Below are 23,295 nucleotides of genomic sequence, written 5' to 3'. Positions count from 1 at the left end.
TGAGCGGGGGGATTTACACAAAAATCAGCGGTTAATACTGCTGACAAAAAATTAAGGCTGGTTAAAATGTAACCGGTTACTAAAAAGAGGATGACGACGCATGCAATTAGCAGGGATTTTGCACCGACCGGAGAGTGAAGACACGGCGATTCTAGCTGATCATCACTTGTTATTACGGTTAAAGACAGCACGACAGGATATTCAAAAAGTTGAAGTCGTGTTTGCTGATATGTATTTATGGCAAACGGGGGCGCCTTTACAGCAGACGGCTTTACAGCCAGGGCTTGTCACCGCAGCCCAGCAAGTCTGGACGTGCCCATTAACGTTGCCGACGAATCGATTGATTTATGCATTTAAATTGACGGATTTAACTGGGCAAACGTTAGGTTATGGTGATGATGGTTTTTTTGCGGATACGGCGACTAACTGGCAAACGACGGGCCACTATTTTCATTTGCCTTATTTACACGTTAGTGACGCCCAATTACCGCCAACTTGGGTTAAAAAGACCGTCTGGTATCAGATCTTTCCGGAACGGTTTGCCAATGGCGATGCCACTAATGATCCGCAAAACGTAGCACCTTGGGGCGTTGGACCAGTCAAAAGAACGTCTTTTTATGGCGGTGATTTGCAAGGAATTATTGATCATTTAGATGATTTGGCCGATTTAGGCATTAATGGGTTATATCTATGTCCGCTCTTTACAGCACCCTCAAATCATAAATATGATACGATTGATCATTTCGAAATTGACCCCCACTTTGGGACTAAAAAAGATTTTCAAGCCTTAGTGGACGCCGCTCATGCGCGTGGCATGAAGGTCATGTTAGACGCTGTCTTTAATCATTTTGGCAATCAATCACCGCAATGGCTAGATGTGGTTAAAAATGGACCGGCCTCACGGTTTGCCGATTGGTTCCACATTCACGGCTGGCCGGTTGGGCGTGATGCACATACGGGCACTTTAAACTATGAAACTTTCGCAACCGGGGCCGCGATGCCTAAATTAAATACCCAGAATCCAGTTGTACAGGATTACTTGATTGCTATCACCAAATATTGGGTCGAACAATTTAATATTGATGCGTGGCGGTTCGATGTGGCGGATGAAGTTGACCATGGGTTTTGGCGTCGCTTATGTGCGGCGCTACGTCAAGTTAAGCCAGATGTTTATTTGTTGGGTGAGGCGTGGCACAGTAGTCAAGCGTTAGTGAATCAGGGGCAATTTGATGCAGTGATGAATTATCCATTAACGCAACCGATTTTAGCCTTGTTTAAGCATGAGTTAAGCCTAAAAGACTATATTCACAAGACTAACTTGCAGTTACTACAATATCCACAACCGAATCAGCAGGTGATGTTTAATGCGCTTGATACTCATGATACGCCACGTTTATTGACGGTCTTACAGGGAAATCAGCAACGTGTGCAAGCCGCTTTAACCTTACTCATGTTATTACCTGGCACGCCCTGTCTTTATTATGGGACGGAAGTCGGCGTGGCCGGTGGCGCTGATCCGGATAATCGGCGTTGTATGAATTGGCAACCAACGGTAGCTGAACAACAAGGGCGAACCTTTGTTAAGCAGCTGATTCGGTGGCGTTTAGCCCAGGCTGAATTTTTAGCCAAGAGTCAGCTGAGCTGGCACGTTGAGGGCGACTGTCTCAAGTTAATCCGCCAGTCGGCCACGCAAACGGTCACGGGAATATTCAACCTTGGCTCGACGACCGTGTCGTTACCAACGACGGTTACGGTCATTATGGCGACAGGCTTGACTGCCGGTCAAATTGCGAGTGATGGTTTTGCTTTAACTGTGTCTAAGGCGCACTAAGAAAGGACGGTTAGCCTGATTTGATAAGCCCGGCCTCAGATAGACTACTGAATAATTATGACGAAAAAGACATTTGGGTTAGGCCCAAATGTCTTTTTATTAAGCTTTTTCAGGTTTAATGCCGCGACCTTGAATGAATTCAATCACGATTAGAACCACGTAACAAATCAGGATAAGACCTAATAGGTTTGACGTGTTGACGGTACTAGATAACCAGTAGTATTGCCAGTTTTGATGATTGAAGACCCACCAGACTAATAGTCCGGCTAGTAAGCCTAATGTATTCATAATTGCAATAAAGAATAAATTGCCGTTTTGTTGATGACGGGCCCAATAGGCCGATAAAATTGCCATCCAAACACCCCAGACAATTAATCCTACGACAACAACCCAGTAAATAAGTGATGCGATCATCGGTACGCCTTCTTTCTACAAGTTGATAGTATTATTTTACCATGAATTCGATTACATTGGGAGGTTTCAGTGATATTTTTCACAATCTGGGTTTCTTAGAACTTGGGTTAATTTAGTGAGCATCACTTGTTATTTGGCGGTGAATTATTTACAATTAGAACATAATAATAAGGAAATCGGGAAAGGGTTGGCCTATCAATGACTTCTGCATGGAATTGGATTGGAATCATTGCTTGGATTATTGTTTTGGCGTTAATCGTGTGGGTATTTCATAATATCCGCGTTCGTCGCATTAAAATGATTGTGGCGCGTCAGCATACGTTTGAGTGGAATAATTTATTGATTACGATTGGTGAATTGATTGTCAGTTTTGGCTTACTAATCGGGATGGGCTATGCATCTTTTAATAATCATGTTAGTTTAAATGATCAAAAGACCGTTAAAGTAACTTATAGTTATGAGCCATTGGTTTTACGTGTCGGGACTAAGGGCTCATATTACGTAGCCGTTGACCGGGGCACAACGAAAAAACCCGTGCATATTTATAATTACTGGGTTAAAAATGCGAAATATACCGTTTCTAGTAATAAAGCAACGGTGATTAGTAGTTTGAAACAAGTTAAAATTGCGGATGCTGGCATTCCGTGGTCTCACCAAGCCTTGGTTAAGCAAGATCAGCGACATGAAAAGGCGTACGTGGTGAAGATGACGGCCATGTATCAACCCACTTTTTGGAATGGGTTGGGCGTCCGGGTTGGACATCAAGCGATGAGTCGTTGGTTAATTCGGGTGCCAGCGCAGTCCTTTATTAATACGACCGATATTCAAGCTGAATAAGCAGTTGTTCGACGTTAGACTTTTTAGGTCTAGCGTCTTTTTTTGTCGATTATAAGCGTAGCCGGTTTAAAAATTGGTTGTTTTGATAATGAAATAATAAAAGTTATTAAATATTTGGATTTAAGCCAGTTTTTAGTTTGAGTTAACCCAAGAAAGCGTTAAAATGAAAATGTCACAATTTTTTGGACATTTAAAGAGTAATTAATAGTATCAGATAATAAAATTAATAGGTTAACCTGTAAAGGAAGCGAACCGATGATAGTCGAACAAATTAATCCGTTAGTCGTTTGTGGCGTCATTGGTGATGAGACCACTTTAGTCGTAACCAAATGTCTAACGGGACCATTTACCAATCGTTATGATTTACCGACGGCGGCCATTACGACCCATGCCACTTTGAATGAAACTGTTAATCAAATTACCTTGACGGAAACGGGATTACGCACCACGATTGAGCGCCAATTAGGGACGGTTCAGTTTACGTTACCAGATTTAGATTCCACTACTGACCAACGTCATATTATTAGTACCTTTTACTTGTTGGAAACTGTTGGGGGCACGTTAATGACGAAGCGGCCAGCTTTTACGGCCGCTTTATCGGCCGGAGCCGCGCGAATCCCCTTAACGCAATTAAATTGGGCGAATAGTTCACCGATGGTGATGCAAGCGAAGCGTTTTTTGGTAGCGGGCGCATTTCCAGTTGCCGACCAGCAAATTGCCAAATATGACATTCCAGCCACGCCGCAGTTTGTCGTGGAGTGAGGATTGACAATTAGTTAAGTCCGTTGTAAATTAGATTTAACTTAAAAGATGATATGTTGATGAGGAAGTTAACACGACAAAGGTTAGACGTCGTTCTTGTAATGAGGACGAGGTCTTTTCTTTTAGGCATCGATTGGAAGGAGTTTTTGACATGGATCAGGCAGCGTTTATTGAACAATATGCGACGAATCGTTTGAATACCAATTCGTTAAAATGGGACGCATTAGCGGAACGTTACGGGGATAAGGATTTAATTGCAATGTGGGTGGCAGATATGGAGTTTAAGGTGCCAACAGCAGTCACGGATGCGTTAACTGCGCGGGTGGCGCACGGTATCTATGGCTATTCGTATACGCCAGATAGTTATTACGAGGCATTTTTCAAGTGGGAACAAGATCGGCATGGCTTGACGTTGCAAAAGGATTGGCTACGGTTTGGGACCGGCGTTGTGAACTCGTTGTATGCATTGGTGAACACATATACCCAACCGGGTGATGGCGTCTTAATATTAACGCCGGTATATTATCCGTTCTTTAATGCGATCCAAGATAACCATCGTCAGTTAGTGACTTCAGAGTTAACGAATACAGCGGGACATTACACGATTGATTTTGATGACGTGGAACGTAAAATTAAAGCAAACGAAGTGCGGTTATTTATTCAATGTTCGCCGCATAATCCAGTTGGCCGTATTTGGACAGCAGCGGAAGAGACGCGATTATTGGCGTTATGTGAGCAATATCATGTCTTAGTTATTTCAGATGAAATTCACCAAGATATTGAAATTGATCCAATCAATCATCCGTTTGTGTCTGCTTTAACAGTTGCGAATGGTCGCTTTGCCGACCGCGTGATTGTTGTGAACTCGCCGTCAAAAACTTTTAATGTGGCTTGTCTACTCAATTCACACGTGATTATCCCTAACGATGCTTTGCGGCAACGATATGATGCCTTTAATACCCGTAACAATCAAACCGAAGTTAATGTTCTAGGCCAAACGGCGGGGGAAGCGGCCTATCGGTCTGGTGCGGCGTGGTTGGATCAAATTTTAGCCATTGTGCGCGATAACTATCACTACTTACGAACCGAATTAGCGGCGCATGCGCCTAAGATTATCGTCGCCGAGTTGCAGGGGACTTATCTTACCTGGTTGGATATTCGGGGCTACATTGCGCCGGAATATACCCGCGAATTTATTCAAGCCAAGTGCGGCCTTGCGGTTGATTTTGGTGAGTGGTTCAGCGCCAATGATCAAGGCTTTGTCCGGTTAAATTTGGCGACTGACCCGAAATATGTTCAGCGGGCGGTCCAAAATATCATTACCTGTTTAGATCAATTAACGAAATAAGTAGCTCTTAATTAAAATGACGTTCAAGCCGATTTAGCTTGAACGTCATTTTTTAGGAATCGTTGCCTCAGCCACGACTTTTATTAGTAGGATGTTGTTTTAAGAACCGGCGATGTTCGATTTGGCGTCGAATGAAGGAGTAGCCAATTAAAGCCAGTGTTAAAAGACCGATGATGGTGGCGACTGTCGTGAAGCCAAACATCCAGAAGAAGACTGCGATCGCTAATGCACAATAGACTATTAGAAACATGTTGACCCTCCCGCTTTCTCGTCGAAGTTCTGCAAGCTTATAAAGTCATTGTACCGGGTAAAAATAGCTATCTCGTGATTGAAATTTGAATTTTTTGTTAAGAGTTTAAGCAAAATTAAAAATTAGTGTCGATGTCGATTGAGTCGCCGTTCATTAGCTTGGCTTAATTGAGCCAGTGTCAGTTGGTAAGTCGTTGCCTGATTGAGCTTTTGGAGACCAAGTTGCAAAGCTTTGAATTGTGCTTGGTCACCGCTAGTCGGTGCTAATTTTTGGGACAGTTGTTGGAGCATGACCAAGTTGGGTTGTAAGGTCTCACCAACTTGGTTGTCGTATTGTTGTTGTGAGAGGCTATGCGTTTGCCAGCGGGTCACACGAGTTAAGAGTGTGAATAGTTGGGTCGTTAATAAGTCAATTAAATAATCAGTTTCAGTGGTTGTAAAGGTCATGGTCACAGCTCCTTGAGGTTGTTAGCTGATGGGCAAGTCAAATTGTAGTAGTAAAAAAGACGTTTGAGTGTTAGCCCAAACGCCAAATTGTCGTTACTTACCACGGTCTTTAAAGATGAAGAGCTTGCTAAAGAACCAATTCATGACAACAATGATGACCTGGTCAAGTAATTTGACGATTAGCGGATTACCATGTAACAAGGTAATGCCCACAAACATAATGCCTTGGTCAACGAAGTAACTCAAAAGGCGAAAGCCAAAAAATGACGTTGCTTCTTTAAGCACTGCTTGTAAGGTAGGCGTTTTAGAATCAAAAACCCAGATTTTATTAGTGACATAGGCAAAAAGGACGGAAAGAATCCAAGCCATAGTATTGCTGACGAGGACGGGCCAATGAACAAAATCATTGAAAACCCAAAAAACGACAAAGTTAACGACCGTCGTTAGACCGCCAAAAATTAAATACGACAACACACTCCGATAGCGTTGCCAAAGTTGCATAATAGATTTCAAATTTTCCCCGCTCCAACTAGTTAATTAATAGCTATTATCCTAGCATAAAAAAGCTAATCGTGCGCGAGTTATTGATTATTTATGAGTTAAATTAGTAAAATAATGTTGAAAAACAAGTTTTGCGGTACTTAGTTCAGTGAATGATTGGTGGCTAATGATGGCTCGTCCCAGTAAGGTGAAGGCAGTGACGCTAACGTTGTATGGCGATGGTCGCCGAGCGTCACAGGTCAATTTGATTTGATAAGTCAGCGCACCAGCCCCATTGATGGTGCGCTTAACGATGAGTTCTTTTTTAGCTTTTAAAGTGGTTAACATGACAACAACCCCCAATGTTTCAACTTAAGTATAGACGGTGGATGTAAAGTAACCATTTTGTTTATGTAAAAATTATGTAAAAGTCACGGCCAAAAGCGGCAAATGGGAACGCATTCATTAATGATAAATGGTAAAATAAGCTTAGGTGATGGAAAGGGTGTGGCGCAAATGTTACAAGAATATAAAAATATTTTAGTTCCTTTAGATGGTTCCAAGCAAGCGGAAGTTGCTTTAGATAAAGCGGTTGCGGTTGCGAAGCGTAATGAAGCGCATGTTGATGTTTTAGCAGTGATTGATCCCGGTCAGTTTGGGTATAACTTGGCAGGCTTAGCGGATGGTGATATCACGTATCAACTGGTTCAAGATTCAGAAACTTATTTAAAAGCGGCCGTTGACAAGATTAAAAAGGCTGGTTTTACAGATATTGAATTCCATATTCGAATGGGCAGTCCCAAACCGATCATCTCGCAAGATTTCGTACGGGATCACCATAATGATCTCATCATGATGGGAGCGACCGGGTTGAATGCAGTTGAACGGGTCTTAGAAGGTTCCGTAACGACTTTCGTGCAACGCAATGCTTTAACCGACGTGATTGTTGTCAAAACGGATTTGAATAATACCCAAGTTAAAAAATAAAATCGGATAAAAAGGGCAGTACCGGCTGAGTTAACCTCAGCCGGTACTGCCCTTTACTTGTGTCTGAAAATACTAATCAGTCGATGTGGCAATGATTAGGTTAGCGATATCAACGTGTGCTGCTAATAAAGTTTCAAAGGGTATCTCAGTCGCAAATAGTTGGCGTAAGATGTTAATCATGGTCATTGCTAATGCCTGAGCGGGGGCTGCAGCATAGCCAAGCGATTCGAAATAACCAGTCAATTGTTGTTCGTCTTGGTCCCACATCTTGAGTAAGCGGCCCGTTAAGACGTCGCTAGCCTGAATGATTTGTGGAAGTTGCAGTGCTTCTGGGATGAGGGCCTGCTGTTGAGGGGCAGGCGTCATGATTGCTTGCCGAACAAAATCGACAAAGGCGTTCCAGACATTACTTTCAGCGGTCAATGCAACAATTAAGGCGTCAATGAGATCAGTTTCATGATCAAAAATAATATTTTCTTTCGACGAAAAATATTGAAATAACGTTTTTTTAGCAATGTGTGCCTGGGCGGCGATTTCAGCCGTCGTGACGTTGTCATAACCAAATTTAATAAAGAGTTTCGTGGCAACATTAAATATTTCAAGCCGTTTAGCGGCCTTTTTAGCTTCTCGTTTTCCCATGAGTTAAGTATAGCATAATTTCGTTAAAAAGTAACCGAGTAACCTTTTTGTTGACAAGTTCGATTAGACTTTATATAATAGCTCCTGTTTTATAAAATGAAAAAGTAACCCGGTTACTTAATTGGAGATGGATACGAGATGCAATCAGAAAAACAGCTAACTAGTCGGCGTTATTGGCTCTTCTTATCTTTGGGATTAGTTTTATTTATGGCAACTTTGGATCAAACGATTACCACTACGGCCCTGAATGGGATTGTTCAGGAGTTAGGTCATTTGGATCAGTCGGTGTGGGTGATTACGAGTTTTCTCTTAACGAGTGCTGTGATGACGCTTATTTTTGGGAAATTGGGCGATATCTTTGGGCGTAAACGGATCATACAGCTGGCCCTAGGGCTATTTATGATTGGCTCGTTACTGAGCGGGTTGTCGACTTCGATGCTCACGTTAATTTTGGCACGTGGTTTTCAAGGCATCGGGGCCGGGGGCTTGAATTCACTGGTTCAGGCCGTATTGGCGGATCTAGTGCCTGCCCGTCAACGTGGGAAGTATCAGGCCTTATTTGGCTTAATTAGTATGGTGGCGTTAATTGCTGGGCCTGTATTAGGCGGTTATTTTGTACAGTACTTGACGTGGCGATGGATTTTCTTTATCAATTTGCCAATTGGTGTTGTCGCCATGGTTATTTTAGGGTTCAAGTTGACGTTGCCGCAATCACAGTCAGAGACGATGACGATTGACTATTTAGGCGGCGGTTTGGCGACTGGTATGACGACCCTAACGTTAATGATGGTCACGTTAGGGGGGACGACAATTGCTTGGCTGTCGCTAACCATGTTGGGCATGTTACTAGGTGATTTGGCCTTAATTGTCGGGTATTTGGTAGTTGAGCAGCGAGCGAAGGCCAGTGCGTTAACGCCATTAACCTTGTTCCATAATGGGACGTTTAACTTAGCCAGTTTGATGTTTGCGTTATCAACGGCCGCCTTGTTTGTCGCAATGGTCTATGTTCCAATGGTGGCTCAGCAAGTTTTCCAGGTGACGACTAGTCGAGCAGGTTTTGAGATTATCCCAACTTTAGTGGCGTTAATTATTGGGACGATGGTTGCAGGCATGGTGATTGAGCGCACGGGCAAGTATAAGGCATTGCCAATCATTGGGGCGTTACTGATGTTAGGCGGCTTTTACGGGTTATCAAAATTAGCCAACAGTTGGTCGCTGATGCTTTGGCAAATTCCGGTTGGCTTGGGGATTGGTATTTTTACGCAGATTTCGCTATTAGTCGGGCAAAATACAGTAGCGGTGAAGGATTTAGGTACGGCGACGGGCGTCTTGAACTTCTTTAAAACGTTAGGTGGTGCGTTTGGTTCGGCTATTTTCGGCGTCATTTTGACAGCGCAATTGGCTAGACCAGCGCTTAGTCACTTGCAGGCGTTTCAAGCGGTCTTTGGCTGGGGACTGCCATTAGCTGGATTATTATTAGTGCTTAGTTTGTTTCTCAAGGCGGAACCTTTATCTGATGAAGTTTTAACGTATGATGCATAGCGGCATAAAAAAAGGTTTGGGTCGCCTGACCCAAACCTTTTTTGCGTTAGTTTTTAATTTTTAACTTCTGATTGAAACAGTAAGCAATGGCAGCCGTAATGACACTCCCAATGATCATCGTGGCCATGGGCATCCAAGGATTGAAGTAGCCGTTTTTGGCATGATAACCAACGAGAAATTTAACAAAATTAGCAAAGCCATCGAAAGCATAGCGGTCATTTAGGTGTGTCACCGTGACTGATGAGATGAACCCAAGCAAGAAGACCCCAAGGATTGGAATGACGACGAAACAAAGTCGACGAACGAACTTTGTCAGTAAGGCAAAGATGCTCCCAATTGCCATGCCAAAAGTTCCTAAGGCGATGAAGAAAATCCAAGTAAACAGCGTGTTACCGAGAAGATTCCAAAGCAGTTGTGTCCCGAAAAAATGACTGTAGGGTTGATAATAAGTGCTATTTAATTCACTCTGTAAAGTGGTATTCAATAATGGGGCAGCGATGCCATAGTTGTAAATAAAAGCAATTAGCGTGCCCAATAAACTGAAGATAATTAGGCTACTGAGGCGTGCTTGCCAATATGTTTTGCGCGAAATCCCATTTTGAATGAGTAATTTGAAATTATCATAGGTCAGCGCATAGAGAATGAAGACCACGAAGCCAAAAATCAGCCCGATATTTAAATTAGCAAAACTACTAGCAAAATTGTAGCTGCTAATTTTGCCAGTCAATAATGAAAATAGGACCGGTAAGGCTACGAGGACAATTAAGACGATGGCGTATGACCAGCCCAAGGTTTGCACATATTCTTTTAGTAAGTGACGAGTCACGGCCCGGGTTTTAGTTGGCATGTGCTTCCTCCTTAGTATTCGTCAAGTTAACGAACAATTTCTGTAGGTCAGCATGTTCCAGCTGAACGGTATCTGGGAGTGGTCGATCATCTTCCAACGGGCCATAAACATAATGGGCGGTAATACCCCCGAGGTGGTCTTCACCGATGATATTCAACCCTTGTGTATATTGTTGAACATCTTTTTGTGGTCCAGTGATGGTATAAGCACGGTCCAAAATATCGGAAACGTCGCCATTAACGGTAATTTGGTGGTCGTTTAAAATGAAAACATGCTCGATTAAATTAGTGATTTCTTCAATTAAGTGGGTTGAAATCACAAATGTCCGTGGTCGATCAGCATAGGTTTCAAGCAGTTCCTGGTAGAACAATTCGCGGTGATTAGCATCTAACCCGAGTACTGGTTCATCTAAGAAAATGTAATCGACGGGGACACACAAGGCAATAATTAATTTAAAAATTGAGCGATAACCGGTTGATAATTTACCGAACCGAGAAGTCAAATCTAAGCCAAATTTATCGGCCAGTTCTGTCGCGTAAGCCAAATCAAAGCTCCCGTAGAAAAGGGCGGTCGTTTTGAAGAGCTTATTGAGCCGGGTCCGTTCATTGTATAGATTAACTTCACTCATTAAATAGATATTATTTAACACGTGATCATTATCGGGTAGCGGTTCCTCATCTAAAATGAGGGTGCCACTGTCGGCAAAAATCCGATTGCTAATAATGTTGAGTAAAGTGCTTTTGCCGGCGCCGTTACGGCCCAAGAGCCCATAAATCTTGTTAGGCTCGATAGTCAAATTAATATTGTCTAGAATTTGTTGATGATGGAAACGCTTGTTGAGCGCTTGAATTTGAATCCCCATTATGCTGAAAACCCCCGTTCGATTAGTTGTGCCAGTTCTTGTTTAGTGATGTGAAGCTTACGGGCCTCACTCACGAGATTTTTAATGTAGTCATCGTAAAATTGATCACGGCGCTTTGCGACAATCCGACTTTGAGCGCCGGCAATAACGAACATGCCGACCCCACGCCGCTTTTCGATGAGGCTGGCATCGACTAAGATGTTCATACCCTTTAAAACAGTGGCCGGATTAATATGAAACTCTTTTGAAATTTCAGTGGTTGAAGGAATCTGTTCCCCCTCAGCAAAGGTTTGCGCGAAGATGGCTTCTTCGATTTGATCAGCGACTTGCAAGTAAATTGGTTCAGTACTATTAAAGTTGAACTGCATATTTTTCACCTCATTGCAGTGGGTTAAGCGTTATTTGGCCGCAATCTTGTGGTGAGTTAAGGTTAATTGCTGTTCCGTTCGGTCAATCCGAGCGGCAATCCAGCTTGAGCCGAGCAATAGGGTGCCAAGCACTGCCAGGAGCATATCTTGGTGTGCATATAATGTGATATTGGCGATTATCCCATTTGCAACGAGCCACAGGATTGGCATGAGTCCACCCAACCAAAAGGTCTGGCGATTGGCCAGACCGAAACGGTGGACGGGGGTAATAACGATTAACAAAGCGACTAATCCAAAGTATACCATGATTTATTTTCTCCTCCAAAAGCTTAATGCAAAACAATGCGCCGATAAATGTGGACCGTAATCAAGTAATAGCTCAGATATAAGACGGCAAAAATAACGAATGGTAACCAGATGCCAACATAAGGTGAGCCAACCATCAAAAACTTGAACATCTGCAGGCCGAATAAGACATGCACGACCCCGACAATACCAGGTAAGGCAAAGAGAATCCCAATTTCTTTAGCTAACGCCTGATTCTGTTGGGCTGAGCGGGTGCCAATCTTGTTTAACATCTGATAACGTTGTCGGTCAGCTGCAGCCCCGGATAAGATTTTGAACATCAGACAACTGGCTAGCATAGCTAAGAAAGCGACCCCTAAGAAAAAGCCCATGAATTCTAAGCCAGAGTACATCCCGTTAAGCAGCTGATAATAGCCATAACGGCCACCTAAGTTTTCGGCTTTTAGGCCAGCATCACGTTGCTGTTGTTGCCGAGCTAACTGCTTTAAAGTCGGTAACTGGGCCGTTACGTCCTTGGTTGCAAAGACTAATAATTGTTTTGAAGCTTGCGGTAATTGGGCAAAAGTCTTAGCCGAAACTAAGATTGCTGGTAATTGTTGATTAGCGCTACCTTGAAGTTGAGCAAGCTGATAGCTGGCAGTCGATTTTCTAAACTGCTGGGCATTATTCGATTGTGACTTGAAAGTTAATTGATCTTTACCATGGCTTTCAACTGTCGTGAACGGCTGTTGATTAAAGTCAGTGGCTTGATAATAGATCGCTTTTTTACCAACTTTAAAGTGATAAGTTGCTTGACGTGTTGGGTGTAGCTTAGCAACTTGTTGCTTTTCAGCAGTAGTGGCATTAACGAGCCCCATATCGTAGCCGTTGCTAGCAGCGGCCATTAACGGTGCCTGGCGATGGAAGCCCATCCCAGTTGTGATTGCGCCTAACGCCAAAGCAAACAACATCGCAACAATCGACAATATCTTAGTGTAATTACGAATTCGGAAACCGAGTTGTGATAACGTAAAGCCGTTTAAACCGCGTTGCGCGAATGGTAGCCGCTTTAATAAAATTACTAGCCAAACGAAAACGGCATTGAACAGCAAGTAAGTGCCGACAACAATCGTGACTAGCGCAATGCCAATACCAGCTAGTTGTAGGTCGCCTAAATGGGCCATTGACCAGTAGCCGACGCCAATTGAGATGAGACCAATGATGACTTCAATTAGTTGCCGAATTGGTTTTAGTTGTGGACGATTGGGTTGGTCATTACTGTGTAACAGTTTCAAAGCCGGGGTCTTGGTTAAGGTAATTAAGTTGAACAGACCGGCTAATAAGAATAACCCTAAATAGAGGAGTAAGGTTGTGACAGCCGCTGGAAAATACCAAGCGGACAAATGGTGTAAGGTCAGCCCTAAGCTGGCGATTAATAATTGACTGATTCCAGCCGTTAATAATAGTCCGACCAGGATACCGATGATGGTCGCGGTGATGCCGACTAGTAAGGTTTCTAGCCAAATCAATTGGCCAATTTTACCTTTGCGAGCGCCGACTAACATGAAGAGGCCATAGTCACGTTTGCGCATACTCAGCAAAAATGAATTGGCGTAACCGATATAGACCAAGGTAATGATGGTCAGGAGGACAGAACCAAATTGGAAAATAATGCCGACCATACTAATACTGGTATTTTGTTTGAGAAAAGTTTGATTAGTTGCCAAGGCTTCGAACATATAGAAGATGGCGCTGGACATAATTAAACCGGAGAATAGGACGAGATAATCGCGCCAACGATGCTTAAAACCGGTCATAGCAAGTTTGGTTAACATGAGAAGCTCCTTTCTATTGTTCGAATGTGCCAAGAGTATCGAGTACTTGTTGATAAAAGGCTTGTCTAGTTTGGGTCCCACGGTTTAATTCTTGCCCAATTTGCCCGTCTTTGATGAATAAGATCCGTTGACAGTAACTGGCAGAAAACGGATCGTGAGTGACTAACAAGATTGAAACGGCTTGTGCGGCGTTGATGGTGGTAAATAGGTCTAATAATTCGCGCGCTGATTTTGAATCCAACGCCCCAGTGGGTTCATCACCGAATAGGATGGCAGGCTCGTTGATGAGCGCCCGTGCGGCGGCTACTCGTTGTTTTTGGCCGCCTGACAGTTCATTAGGATAGTTCGTTAAGAAGTCGTTGATACCCAAATGGGTGGCAACAGCAGCCACTGCTGGTTTGATTTTTTTGGCCGGTGTATTTTGAAGCGTTAATGGTAAGGCGATATTTTCATAAGCGGTCATCGTTTCTAACAAGTTGAAGTCTTGGAATATAAACCCAATTTCTTTCGCCCGGAAATCAGCTAATTGATTGCCCTTTAAATGGGTAATTGGTTGTTGATTAATGGTGACTTGCCCGCTAGTTGGTTGGTCTAAGGTCGCTAACATATTGAGTAACGTCGTCTTCCCAGAGCCAGAAGCGCCCATGATGCCGACGAATTCACCAGCGTTAACGTTGAAGTTGATGCCTTTTAAAGCTTCGTATTGTTTACTACCGGCTTTGCCGTAAGTTTTGTGAAGGTCGGTGACCGTCATGATTGGATTGTTTGTCATAATTGAATAACTCCTTTTTTAGTCGTTCGTTCGTTGTGTGGTTAATTACTTATGTAACTAACTATAAAGGTGACGGACCAATCTGTCAATGGCATTTTAGTGATTAATTGTGGCATTCTGCTGATGGACCAGTAACATTATTAGAAGAGACGCGGTTTTGTGATTGCAATCAATGCTAGCCTAGCCTAAAATTATGCTTACTAAGATTTGGTCGTACGGGCTAGGAGGAAATGAACAAGTGAAGAAGATATTAGTGTTACATACGGGCGGCACGATTGCGATGTCAGCCGATGCTGCAGGAAATATGGCACCAGGGGCGCAAAATCCGTTGGATAGTTATGAAAATCCATTTAGTGGTGAAATCCAATTGGAAACGGAAGATATTTTTAATTTACCGTCACCGCACATGACCCCAATCCAGATGCTGGCACTGAAACAGCGCATTGCAAAGGCGGCCCATGAGGGAATTGACGGTGTGGTGGTGACCCATGGGACCGATACTTTGGAAGAAACCGCCTACTTTTTAGATTTAACATTACCAAATGAGTTGCCAGTTGTGGTAACTGGGGCCATGCGGTCGGCCAATGAGATTGGTTCCGATGGCCTGCACAATCTCGAAACCGCAATTCAAACGGCTAGTACCCCTGATGCTGCTGATAAAGGGGTCTTGGTAGTGATGAATGATGAAATTCATTCGGCCCGGTATGTGACTAAGACACATACCACGAATGTCGCCACATTTCGGACGCCAACCTTTGGTCCGATTGGGTTAGTGGCTAAGCATGGCATTGTGTTTTTTGAATCCTTATTACGTTCGACCGTCTGTCCGATTGAAACGGTGGCGGATCATGTTTTCTTGATTAAAGCGTATGCTGGTATGGGACCGGAATTATTTGAAGCTATTGCGCAACCAACGACTAATGGCGTGGTGATTGAAGCGCTAGGCGCAGGTAATTTACCACCAGTGACCTTACCTGCCGTTCAAGCGTTAATTGATCAGGGGATTCCAGTAGTGCTAGTTTCACGTTGTTTTAATGGTATCGCACAAGATGTTTATGATTACGAAGGTGGTGGCGTCCAATTGAAAAAGATGGGCGTGATTTTCTGTCAGGGCTTAAATGGGCAAAAAGCGCGGATTAAATTATTAGTCGGAGTTAGTGCTGGTATGGCTGGCGCTAAGCTGGCGCACTTTGTCGCTACGGCTAATTCATAAATTGAAAAATTAAGCGTGAGGTCGGCAGAATTATCGGATTTTGGCCGCACGTTTTAGTCGTCTTGACGATAAAAAAATAGCCGTCTTAAGAATTCACAAAATTCTTAAGACGGCTATTTTTCTGTGTCAAACTACTTTTTTGATTGGCTGGTTGGGTTATTGATTTAAAATATTTTGGCGCACCAGCCGAGCTAAATAATGATCTTGAATCAAATTCGTGTGACTGATTTCTTTTTTTGTGACGGTCATGGCAGTGTAACGCTTAGCTTCGTTCATAAAGAGCTGTCCACCCGCTGTCACACTACTAAGTGGGACGACTTGATCGTTACCATTACCAGTGTCACCAGCAATATTAATGACTGCATGTAAAGTTTTGAAGCGCTTTTTATGGGTCAATAACGGCGTGAATAAGGTACGATCCGGTTGCCGAGCGTTGGTGCCCAAGAAGGGGGTTCCTAACAACATGAGATCGTGAAGCGGCACTGCTTGACTGGCAGTAGTGCCGGCGACATAGCGGCTGAGAATTAAGCCACCATTAGAGTAACCGAGGGCATTCGCCGTTTTGACGTGATAATGATCGGCTAAGTACCGCATGGCTTTGACCAGGCCTTGAGTTTGGACGATGATGTTTGCATTGGTATCAGTACTGTTTTCAAAATAAATGACAATTAAAGTATCATCAATTTTGGTATTTTCAACGCGCGTTGCCGTCGCTGAAATGTGCTGTTGCCGATCAACCGTCACCATAATGGTTGGGTGCGGATGTTGGGCGTTGAGGGCCATGGTTAATGACTTAAAGTCAGTCTTGGTACTGTTGCTGCCACCCACCATGATTAAGGGCCGGCGCTGATCGGTGATAACGTGACTGGTCTTATCAGTATGCAACTGTGTAGCCAGTCCAAGCCCAATAATGGATAATAGAAAAACACCACAAATAATTAAACCCCATTTAACTTTTTTGGGCATAAGCACACCTCATTTATTTAAAATCGTTCGGCAATGATTGGTCGCTCGTTCAAGGGTTGGACGGCTCGTTGGTTAGTGGCAAATTGTGCTTGGTAGGCGGCTAATTGGTCGACGCCCAACATTACGGCATCACTACAGACATACCATTCAACGGTTTCCGTGAATGGGGGCGTTGTTAATGAGCCAAGATAGTGATAAACCGTACCGGTATCAGGTAATAATTCAGTTAAATCAATCGGGGTGGCAAAGTCGTCATCGCCAGTCGTAGTGGCCTGATCTAGCAGGGCTTGAAAGCTGGCATTGGGTTTGCCAATCCGGCCAAAGATGGCGACAACGGCCAGCTGACCAGTGGCGCTTTGATGAACGAGGTGCCATTCAATTGGTGCGGCTTGACCGTCAATTAAGTGTTCGGCTGGAATATGAAAATGTAATTGTTGAAAAGCAAAATCACGATCGTTTAAATAAGCCGCACCGCTGCCAGCAACTTTCAGGGTCGTTGTATCGGCTAGCCGAGATTTGGCTTGGTACAAGCGTCGCCAACTAATTGCTGAAAGCTGTGAGCTGACCGCATTGGTCGTGACTAAATCGAGTGGTGATTGATGGTTACCAGCGACTGGTTGCCAGCCAGTTGGTTGTATATTTGATGTCATGTGAAAAACCTCCGTATTTTAGTTGCTTAGTCTTATTTTCCCACCGTCGGCAACTTTGTCAATTAATGATGAACATTATCTCGGCGAAAGCGCTTAGCAATGTTAAACTAGAAGCGTGATAACTTATAGAATAGGTGGATTGTGCAATGGAAAAACAGCGGGTATTACCAATACAGCAAGGATTTAATTTCCGAGAATTAGGGGGGTATCAGACTAAAGATGGGCATACCGTGAAGTGGCAAAAATTACTGCGAAGCGGTGGCCTAGATAGCTTGACTCAAACTGACTTAGCTTACTTAGATCAATATGGTGTCCGTTATGATATTGATTTTCGGTCACCAAAAGAAGTTTTGGATAGTCCCGACCGGGTCCCTGGTCAGGCCAAGTATCAGTATGCGCCAGTTTTTAATGTAGATGAAACTAAAAATTCGGATGGGACGGATAAAATGACTGCTAATTTGGAAACTCATCCGGATAGTGGCTATCGGCACATGCTGAAAGTCTATCGGATGATTGCCAATGAAGCGCATGCGAAATATGAATATCGGCGTTTCTTTGATAGTTTATTAGCCAATGACCAGCCCGACGATGTTTTATTATTCCATTGTACAGCTGGTAAGGATCGTACTGGGATGGGGGCAGTTTATTTGTTAAGCGCCCTGGGTGTGGACCAAGCAACGATTCGGCAGGATTATTTATTAACTAATACTGCTTCGGCGGATCGCATTACGAGTGCTGTGCAAGCGGCCACTAATCAAGGCGCCTCGGCAGCAACGATTGCCAGCATTAAAGCGCTCTGGTCTGTGAATGAAGATTATTTAGATACGGCATTAGCTGAAATTAAACGGCAATCGGGTAATGTCGAACATTATTTACGGACTGAATTGAACTTAACTAAACAAGAAATGTCAGATTTAAGGAAAATCTATTTAAATTAAGTGGGCAGTGCACGACGGCGTTATTTAACTAGTCCAAGGCATGTTAGTTGGCCGATTGTTGATCAACCAGCACCAGCAACTGAATATTGACTGACTAGGTGGGGCTACCGTGGGGAAGTCCTACTTTTTAAAATTTGTCAAAATAGCACTTTGATTTAAATTGTGAAATCGCTTACAATATCAATAACGATTCCTAAATTATATAAGGAGCTGAATTAAATGCAAAAATTTATCGCAATCGCTGGGACGAATTCGGATCAGTCAACTAATCGCCAGCTATTACAGTTTATGCAGACTCATTTTGCCGACCAGGCGCAGTTAGACTTGGTTGAGATTAAGGCGTTACCGATATTCAACAAACCAGCGGATAAACAAGTTCCGGCAGCAGTTAAAGCCATTGCTGCCCAAATTGATCAAGCCGATGGCGTTATCATTAGTACGCCCGAATATGATCACGCGGCACCGGCCGTTTTAATGAATGCTTTGGAATGGTTATCGTATCATATCCATCCGTTTGTCGATAAACCAGTCATGATTATTGGGGCGTCCTACGGGTCATTAGGGACTTCCAGAGCCCAAGCTCACTTGCGACAGATTCTGGATTCACCCGAACTACGAGCGCGCATTATGCCCAGTTCAGAATTCTTATTAGGCCATTCGTTACAGGCATTTGATGACCAGGGACAATTAATCGATCAGCAAAAGTTAGCTAAGTTAACGGGATTATTAGCTGATTTTCAAACGTTTGTGACCATCACGACCCAATTAAAGCATGCCAATGCGGCAAACCAGCAAGAAGTTCGTGATCTTGACTGGGATAATTTATAGATAGGAGTCTTTCAAATGAAGTTAGTTGGAATTGCGGGTTCAGTAGCCGACCAGTCTTATAACCGGACGCTTTTAAAATTTATGGCGAATCATTTTAGTGACATGGTTGACTTAGAGTTGTTAGATATTCAAGACATTCCGATGTTTAATCAGAGTGATGATCAAACCAATAGTGAAGCAATTCAATATCTAAGTCGTAAAATCAAACAAGCTGATGGGGTGATTATCGCCACACCAGAACATAATCATACGATTACGGCGAGCTTAAAAAGTGTGATTGAATGGCTTTCGTTTAAGATTCATCCTTTATCTGGCAAGCCAGTGATGATTGTTGGCGCGTCATACTATGATCAAGGGTCATCGCGGGCGCAGCTCAATTTACGACAAATCTTAGAAGCACCGGGGGTTGACGCAACGGTTATGCCCGGCAATGAATTTTTATTAGGTGAAGTTAAGACGGCGTTTGATGATCAAAATAACTTAAAAGATCCTAAAACGGTCGGGTTCTTAAAAACAACCCTAACTAAATTCGTGACGTTTGTCGGTGTGATTAATCAAATGAATGCCAAAGTTGACGCTGACGACTGGCAGTCAGAAGACTTGAACGCGACCGGGCATGTGGCAACCACGATTGATGGGGTGGATATGCACGCCGCTGATTGGGTTGAACAAGCTGCTAAAAAGACGGGCGCGGCTGAAGGTCAGGATTATGTGAAGTTGGATCGTGGTGTTCTAACCGTTGATCAATTGAATTATTTCTTGAATTCAATGCCAATGGAATTGACGTTTGCGGATGCAAATAACCAATTTATTTATTATAATCACAATGCGGACGCGGCTGATATGTTGGCTGCCCGAACGCCAGCCCAGGCGGGAAACCCGATGGCCGATTGTCATCCTAAACGGGCTATTCCCCATGTTCAACAAGTCATTCATATGTTACGGACTGGGCAGACTAAGTTATTCAAGTTGCCAGTGCCTGGCAATGGTCCCGAAAAATACATCATGCATTATTATCAGGCGATGCATGATCAGCAAGGTGACTATCAAGGGATTAATGAGTTTGTGCTTGATTTAATGCCAATTGTTAAGTATTATCTCGAACATACTGGGCAAGTCTTAGCCAAGGATCTAACGGCGAAGGCCGATGCCGTCACCGGCGCTTCAGCGAAAACGGCAACACCTAAACCAGATAGTGTGACGGGGGCTTCCGCTGATTCAGAACCAAATCCAGTACCAACGACACCAGTAGTGGACAGTATTTCAGGTGCTTCAGCGAACGAATAATTGGAACATCACGTCTTATTGCAATCAAAATTAAAAGGTTAAAAAACGAGCTTGGGAGCATTCCAGGCTCGTTTTTTTATTGTTCGGCCTTTTAATATAAATATTATGATGACTGAGGCTACTTAATGGGATAGTGAAGTCGCTCTAATCAAGCGGTTAAAGGCCGAACATTTTAGAAATATATTAATATTTCTAAAATATTAACCTCTTAAACACGAACGTTAAAACAGATGCTTGTTGATAAAGTTAAGAAATTCGTTGACAGTTGTCCGTGGAGTTGCTAAACTAATGGTGAAAACAAAGAAAGAGGGATTGAAATGGCGAAGGTTGGTTTAGTAATGGGATCGATTTCGGATTGGCCGGTCATGCAGTTGACGGCTAACCAGTTAACAGCGTTGGGAATTTCCTACGAGCGACATGTTATTTCAGCTCATCGGATGCCGGCAACCCTGCAAACTTACGGTGAACAGGCTGCTGATCGCGGGCTACAGGTCATTATTGCGGGCGCAGGTGGTGCCGCTCACTTACCGGGCATGCTCGCGGCTAATACCGTTTTGCCAGTGATTGGGGTGCCGATTAAGACGCGGGCTTTGAATGGCGTAGACTCGTTACTGTCAATTGTGCAAATGCCGGCGGGGATTCCGGTCGCCACGATGGCGATTGGCGAAGCCGGTGCGAAAAATGCTGCACTAATGGCAGCCCAGATTCTAGGCTTAACGACCCCAACAGTGCAACAAGCAGTTATCGCCTTTCGCCAGCGACAACGTCAGGAGGCAGAAGCTAGTGAACAGCAATTCTAAACAACCAATTTTACCGCCAGCAACAATCGGCATCATTGGCGGTGGCCAGCTTGGTCAGATGATGGCGTTAAGTGCTAAAGCAATGGGCTATCATGTCGGCGTACTGGATCCTACGCCGCAAGCGCCAGCTGCCCAAGTGGCTGATTTTCAAATCACGGCCGCCTATGATGATCAGACTGCTTTGTTAGCTTTAGCTAAACGTAGTGCTGTTTTAACTTATGAATTTGAAAATGTTGATGAAACGGCTTTAAAAGCTGCCCAACAGTATGCTGCCTTACCACAAGGTACACAACTCCTACACATTACTGGGAATCGGTTAAATGAAAAACAATTCTTACATGATCACGGTATTCCAGTGACTCCTTTTGCACCCGTAACGGACCAAAAAACATTGACTTATGCGTGTCAACGGGTCGGGATGCCCGCTATTTTGAAGACTGTCACGGGTGGTTATGATGGTCATGGGCAAGCCGATTTAAATCAAGCTGATTTAACGCCCGCCGGCTTAGCGTTATTAAAACAGCCTTGTATTCTAGAAGCCCGGCAAGTCTTTCGATTAGAGGTTTCGATGATGGTCACGCGCAGTGCGGCTGGTGTCGTAACGACCTTTCCTTTAGTTGAAAACCGCCACCAACATCATATTTTGCATACGACGATTGCTCCCGCTAATGTGGACGAAAAGGTGCATGCTGGTGCCCGCAAAATTGCGGTTTCAATTGCACAAGCCTTGAAGTTACGGGGGGTTTTAGGTATCGAATTCTTCGTTTTACCAGATGATACATTACTAGTGAATGAATTAGCGCCACGCCCGCATAATTCTGGGCATTACACGATTGAGGCCTGTAATATTTCACAATTTGAAGCCCATATTCGTAGTATTTGTGGGTTGCCCATTCCGGCAATCCAGCAAACTCAGGCGGCCGTGATGCGCAATTTACTAGGAGCGGATTTAACGATTGCGCGTAACAATTTAATAACCCATCCGGAATGGCACTTTCACGACTATGGTAAAGCAGATATTCGACCTCAACGAAAGCTGGGCCACATTACCGTCTTAAATAATGATATTGATCAAGCGTTAGCGTCATTGCAACTACTGAAGGGAGCACAATAAATCATGGCAGAACTTGTAAAAGGTGCGTTGTTATATACCGGTAAGGCAAAGGAGATGTATGCGACCAATGATCCAGACATTTTATGGGTGGAATATTTAGATCAGGCGACCGCTTTAAATGGTAAGCGGAAAGTGGCCGTGACTGAAAAGGGGCTGCTGAACAATCGGATTGCTAGCTTGATTTTTACGGATTTGAAGCAGCATGGTATTGAAAATCATTTTATTGAACAGTTGTCAGAGCGAGTTCAATTAGTGCGGCGCGTCCAAATGATTCCCTTGGAAACGGTTGTTCGCAATGCGGCATCTGGTAGTTTTGAACGTAAATTTGCAGTGCCGCATCTAACCGAATTTGCGACCCCTGTTTTAGAGTTCTTCTATAAAAGTGATCGGTTAGATGATCCCTTTATTAATGAGTCACAAGTTGCGGCTTTAGATGTCGCTAGTGTGGCAGTTGTCGCTGAAATGAAGCGGCAAGCGTTGTTGGTTAATACGCGCTTGCAGACGATTTTTAAGGCAATGGGGATTCAACTCGTTGATTTTAAACTTGAATTTGGCCTTACTGATCAAGGCAAAGTCTTGTTGGCGGATGAAATCTCACCAGACAGTTGTCGATTAGTCGATCAGCAGACACAGGCTTCCTTAGATAAAGATGTTTTTCGCAATAATACCGGTGATTTAACCACGGTGTATCAAGAAGTGTTACAACGTCTAACCGCTGTTGAAGGGAGCCAAGCTTAATGTACTTAGTTAAAGTCTATGTGACCTATAAAGCGTCAATTCTTGATCCTAAGGGTGAAGCAATTAACGATGCGCTCCATCGTCTTGGTTATACTAATGTGACTGAAGTGGCCTTAGGTAAATATTTTGAAATTAAGTTACAGGCGGGGCACCGACCAGTTGAAACCGAAGTGGATGCGATGTGTGATCAGTTATTAGCGAACGTTAATATGGAGACCTATCGTTATGAAATTACCGAGATGGAGGCTGAGTAGTT

28 protein-coding genes are annotated in these 23,295 nt (G+C 43.6%); 14 read left to right on the top strand and 14 right to left on the bottom strand.

Features of this window, described 5'->3' with window-relative positions; translation table 11 throughout:
• The first annotated feature begins 100 nt into the window (after positions 1-100).
• The gene (locus C5Z25_RS04245) at positions 101-1,831 is read left to right on the top strand and encodes a glycoside hydrolase family 13 protein (RefSeq protein WP_105451488.1); all 1,731 of its coding nucleotides are present in this window, start codon (positions 101-103) and stop codon (positions 1,829-1,831) included.
• A 99-nt stretch (positions 1,832-1,930) separates the two neighbouring features.
• On the opposite strand, the gene C5Z25_RS04240 is transcribed toward C5Z25_RS04245, so the two are convergent.
• Complete coding sequence (locus C5Z25_RS04240) at positions 1,931-2,245, bottom strand: hypothetical protein (protein WP_105449000.1); 315 nt, start codon at positions 2,243-2,245, stop codon at positions 1,931-1,933.
• A gap of 198 nt (positions 2,246-2,443) precedes the next feature.
• On the opposite strand from C5Z25_RS04240, the gene C5Z25_RS04235 reads away from it, so the two are divergent.
• The 3 genes from C5Z25_RS04235 to C5Z25_RS04225 all read left to right on the top strand — a co-directional run bounded on the left by C5Z25_RS04235 (position 2,444) and on the right by C5Z25_RS04225 (position 5,192).
• Positions 2,444-3,082, top strand: a complete 639-nt coding sequence (locus tag C5Z25_RS04235) for an LVIS_2131 family protein (protein WP_105451487.1) — start codon at positions 2,444-2,446, stop codon at positions 3,080-3,082.
• 255 nt (positions 3,083-3,337) lie between these two features.
• A complete protein-coding gene (locus C5Z25_RS04230) occupies positions 3,338-3,844 on the top strand; it encodes an NUDIX hydrolase (protein ID WP_105451486.1) in 507 nt (168 codons plus the stop codon).
• 151 nt (positions 3,845-3,995) lie between these two features.
• Positions 3,996-5,192, top strand: coding sequence for a MalY/PatB family protein (locus tag C5Z25_RS04225; RefSeq protein ID WP_105451485.1), 1,197 nt, complete (start codon positions 3,996-3,998; stop codon positions 5,190-5,192).
• A 67-nt stretch (positions 5,193-5,259) separates the two neighbouring features.
• Here the strand turns inward: C5Z25_RS04225 and C5Z25_RS04220 are convergent, their stop codons facing one another.
• The 4 genes from C5Z25_RS04220 to C5Z25_RS04205 all read right to left on the bottom strand — a co-directional run bounded on the left by C5Z25_RS04220 (position 5,260) and on the right by C5Z25_RS04205 (position 6,716).
• Positions 5,260-5,442, bottom strand: a complete 183-nt coding sequence (locus tag C5Z25_RS04220; RefSeq protein ID WP_105451484.1) for a hypothetical protein — start codon at positions 5,440-5,442, stop codon at positions 5,260-5,262.
• Between the two features lie 122 nt (positions 5,443-5,564).
• Positions 5,565-5,888: a hypothetical protein gene (locus C5Z25_RS04215; RefSeq protein WP_105451483.1), complete on the bottom strand. Its 324-nt coding sequence runs from the start codon at positions 5,886-5,888 to the stop codon at positions 5,565-5,567.
• Positions 5,889-5,981: 93 nt separating this feature from the next.
• On the bottom strand, positions 5,982-6,389 hold the full coding sequence (locus C5Z25_RS04210; RefSeq protein ID WP_105450141.1) for a GtrA family protein: 408 nt from the start codon (positions 6,387-6,389) through the stop codon (positions 5,982-5,984).
• Positions 6,390-6,476: 87 nt separating this feature from the next.
• Positions 6,477-6,716, bottom strand: coding sequence for a hypothetical protein (locus tag C5Z25_RS04205; RefSeq protein WP_105451482.1), 240 nt, complete (start codon positions 6,714-6,716; stop codon positions 6,477-6,479).
• Positions 6,717-6,884: 168 nt separating this feature from the next.
• Between C5Z25_RS04205 and C5Z25_RS04200 the strand changes: the two genes are divergently transcribed.
• Entirely contained in the window at positions 6,885-7,355 is a 471-nt protein-coding gene (locus C5Z25_RS04200) for a universal stress protein (RefSeq protein ID WP_105448991.1), read from the top strand.
• Positions 7,356-7,427: 72 nt separating this feature from the next.
• On the opposite strand, the gene C5Z25_RS04195 is transcribed toward C5Z25_RS04200, so the two are convergent.
• Entirely contained in the window at positions 7,428-7,994 is a 567-nt protein-coding gene (locus C5Z25_RS04195; protein ID WP_105451481.1) for a TetR/AcrR family transcriptional regulator, read from the bottom strand.
• A 138-nt stretch (positions 7,995-8,132) separates the two neighbouring features.
• Here C5Z25_RS04195 and C5Z25_RS04190 point away from each other — a divergent pair, with 138 nt between their 5' ends.
• Positions 8,133-9,536 (top strand): MDR family MFS transporter, encoded by a 1,404-nt coding sequence (locus C5Z25_RS04190; protein ID WP_105451480.1) that lies wholly within the window; start codon positions 8,133-8,135, stop codon positions 9,534-9,536.
• 46 nt (positions 9,537-9,582) lie between these two features.
• Here the strand turns inward: C5Z25_RS04190 and C5Z25_RS04185 are convergent, their stop codons facing one another.
• The 6 genes from C5Z25_RS04185 to C5Z25_RS04160 are packed head-to-tail and all read right to left on the bottom strand — an operon-like array spanning position 9,583 to position 14,505.
• Complete coding sequence (locus tag C5Z25_RS04185; protein ID WP_105451479.1) at positions 9,583-10,383, bottom strand: ABC transporter permease; 801 nt, start codon at positions 10,381-10,383, stop codon at positions 9,583-9,585.
• Positions 10,373-11,245, bottom strand: a complete 873-nt coding sequence (locus C5Z25_RS04180; RefSeq protein WP_105451478.1) for an ATP-binding cassette domain-containing protein — start codon at positions 11,243-11,245, stop codon at positions 10,373-10,375. Before C5Z25_RS04180 ends, C5Z25_RS04185 begins: the two co-directional genes overlap by 11 nt.
• Positions 11,245-11,613, bottom strand: coding sequence for a GntR family transcriptional regulator (locus C5Z25_RS04175; RefSeq protein ID WP_105451477.1), 369 nt, complete (start codon positions 11,611-11,613; stop codon positions 11,245-11,247). Before C5Z25_RS04175 ends, C5Z25_RS04180 begins: the two co-directional genes overlap by 1 nt.
• A 30-nt stretch (positions 11,614-11,643) precedes the next feature.
• Entirely contained in the window at positions 11,644-11,919 is a 276-nt protein-coding gene (locus C5Z25_RS04170) for a hypothetical protein (protein WP_105451476.1), read from the bottom strand.
• Positions 11,920-11,942: 23 nt separating this feature from the next.
• On the bottom strand, positions 11,943-13,733 hold the full coding sequence (locus C5Z25_RS04165; protein WP_105451475.1) for an ABC transporter permease: 1,791 nt from the start codon (positions 13,731-13,733) through the stop codon (positions 11,943-11,945).
• 13 nt (positions 13,734-13,746) lie between these two features.
• Complete coding sequence (locus C5Z25_RS04160) at positions 13,747-14,505, bottom strand: ABC transporter ATP-binding protein (protein ID WP_105451474.1); 759 nt, start codon at positions 14,503-14,505, stop codon at positions 13,747-13,749.
• Positions 14,506-14,743: 238 nt separating this feature from the next.
• Here C5Z25_RS04160 and C5Z25_RS04155 point away from each other — a divergent pair, with 238 nt between their 5' ends.
• A complete protein-coding gene (locus C5Z25_RS04155; protein WP_105451473.1) occupies positions 14,744-15,718 on the top strand; it encodes an asparaginase in 975 nt (324 codons plus the stop codon).
• 156 nt (positions 15,719-15,874) lie between these two features.
• Here the strand turns inward: C5Z25_RS04155 and C5Z25_RS04150 are convergent, their stop codons facing one another.
• Together C5Z25_RS04150 and C5Z25_RS04145 are read right to left on the bottom strand one after the other, a co-directional pair.
• Positions 15,875-16,684 (bottom strand): alpha/beta hydrolase, encoded by an 810-nt coding sequence (locus C5Z25_RS04150; RefSeq protein WP_105451472.1) that lies wholly within the window; start codon positions 16,682-16,684, stop codon positions 15,875-15,877.
• Positions 16,685-16,701: 17 nt separating this feature from the next.
• On the bottom strand, positions 16,702-17,334 hold the full coding sequence (locus C5Z25_RS04145; RefSeq protein ID WP_105451471.1) for a carbonic anhydrase family protein: 633 nt from the start codon (positions 17,332-17,334) through the stop codon (positions 16,702-16,704).
• A 146-nt stretch (positions 17,335-17,480) separates the two neighbouring features.
• Between C5Z25_RS04145 and C5Z25_RS04140 the strand changes: the two genes are divergently transcribed.
• From C5Z25_RS04140 to purS, 7 genes are all read left to right on the top strand, one after another.
• Positions 17,481-18,272 carry a tyrosine-protein phosphatase gene (locus C5Z25_RS04140; protein ID WP_105451470.1) on the top strand — a complete coding sequence of 264 codons (792 nt, stop codon included), beginning with the start codon at positions 17,481-17,483 and terminating at the stop codon, positions 18,270-18,272.
• A 219-nt stretch (positions 18,273-18,491) separates the two neighbouring features.
• On the top strand, positions 18,492-19,100 hold the full coding sequence (locus C5Z25_RS04135) for an NADPH-dependent FMN reductase (RefSeq protein ID WP_105451469.1): 609 nt from the start codon (positions 18,492-18,494) through the stop codon (positions 19,098-19,100).
• Positions 19,101-19,115: 15 nt separating this feature from the next.
• Entirely contained in the window at positions 19,116-20,387 is a 1,272-nt protein-coding gene (locus tag C5Z25_RS04130; RefSeq protein WP_105451468.1) for an NADPH-dependent oxidoreductase, read from the top strand.
• Positions 20,388-20,704: 317 nt separating this feature from the next.
• Positions 20,705-21,187 carry a 5-(carboxyamino)imidazole ribonucleotide mutase gene (purE, locus tag C5Z25_RS04125; RefSeq protein ID WP_105451467.1) on the top strand — a complete coding sequence of 161 codons (483 nt, stop codon included), beginning with the start codon at positions 20,705-20,707 and terminating at the stop codon, positions 21,185-21,187.
• A complete protein-coding gene (gene purK / locus C5Z25_RS04120) occupies positions 21,171-22,301 on the top strand; it encodes a 5-(carboxyamino)imidazole ribonucleotide synthase (RefSeq protein WP_105451466.1) in 1,131 nt (376 codons plus the stop codon). The genes purE and purK overlap by 17 nt, the downstream gene beginning before the upstream one ends.
• A 3-nt stretch (positions 22,302-22,304) precedes the next feature.
• Complete coding sequence (gene purC / locus C5Z25_RS04115) at positions 22,305-23,039, top strand: phosphoribosylaminoimidazolesuccinocarboxamide synthase (RefSeq protein WP_370447214.1); 735 nt, start codon at positions 22,305-22,307, stop codon at positions 23,037-23,039.
• Positions 23,039-23,293, top strand: a complete 255-nt coding sequence (purS, locus tag C5Z25_RS04110; RefSeq protein ID WP_105448973.1) for a phosphoribosylformylglycinamidine synthase subunit PurS — start codon at positions 23,039-23,041, stop codon at positions 23,291-23,293. Before purC ends, purS begins: the two co-directional genes overlap by 1 nt.
• Positions 23,294-23,295: the final 2 nt, after the last annotated feature.

Source organism: Lactobacillus sp. CBA3605 (assembly GCF_002970915.1).
In the GTDB taxonomy this organism is placed as follows: Bacteria; Bacillota; Bacilli; order Lactobacillales; family Lactobacillaceae; genus Lactiplantibacillus.
Note: the sequence above shows the minus strand (reverse complement) of the source record. Positions and strands in the feature narration are given on the sequence as shown.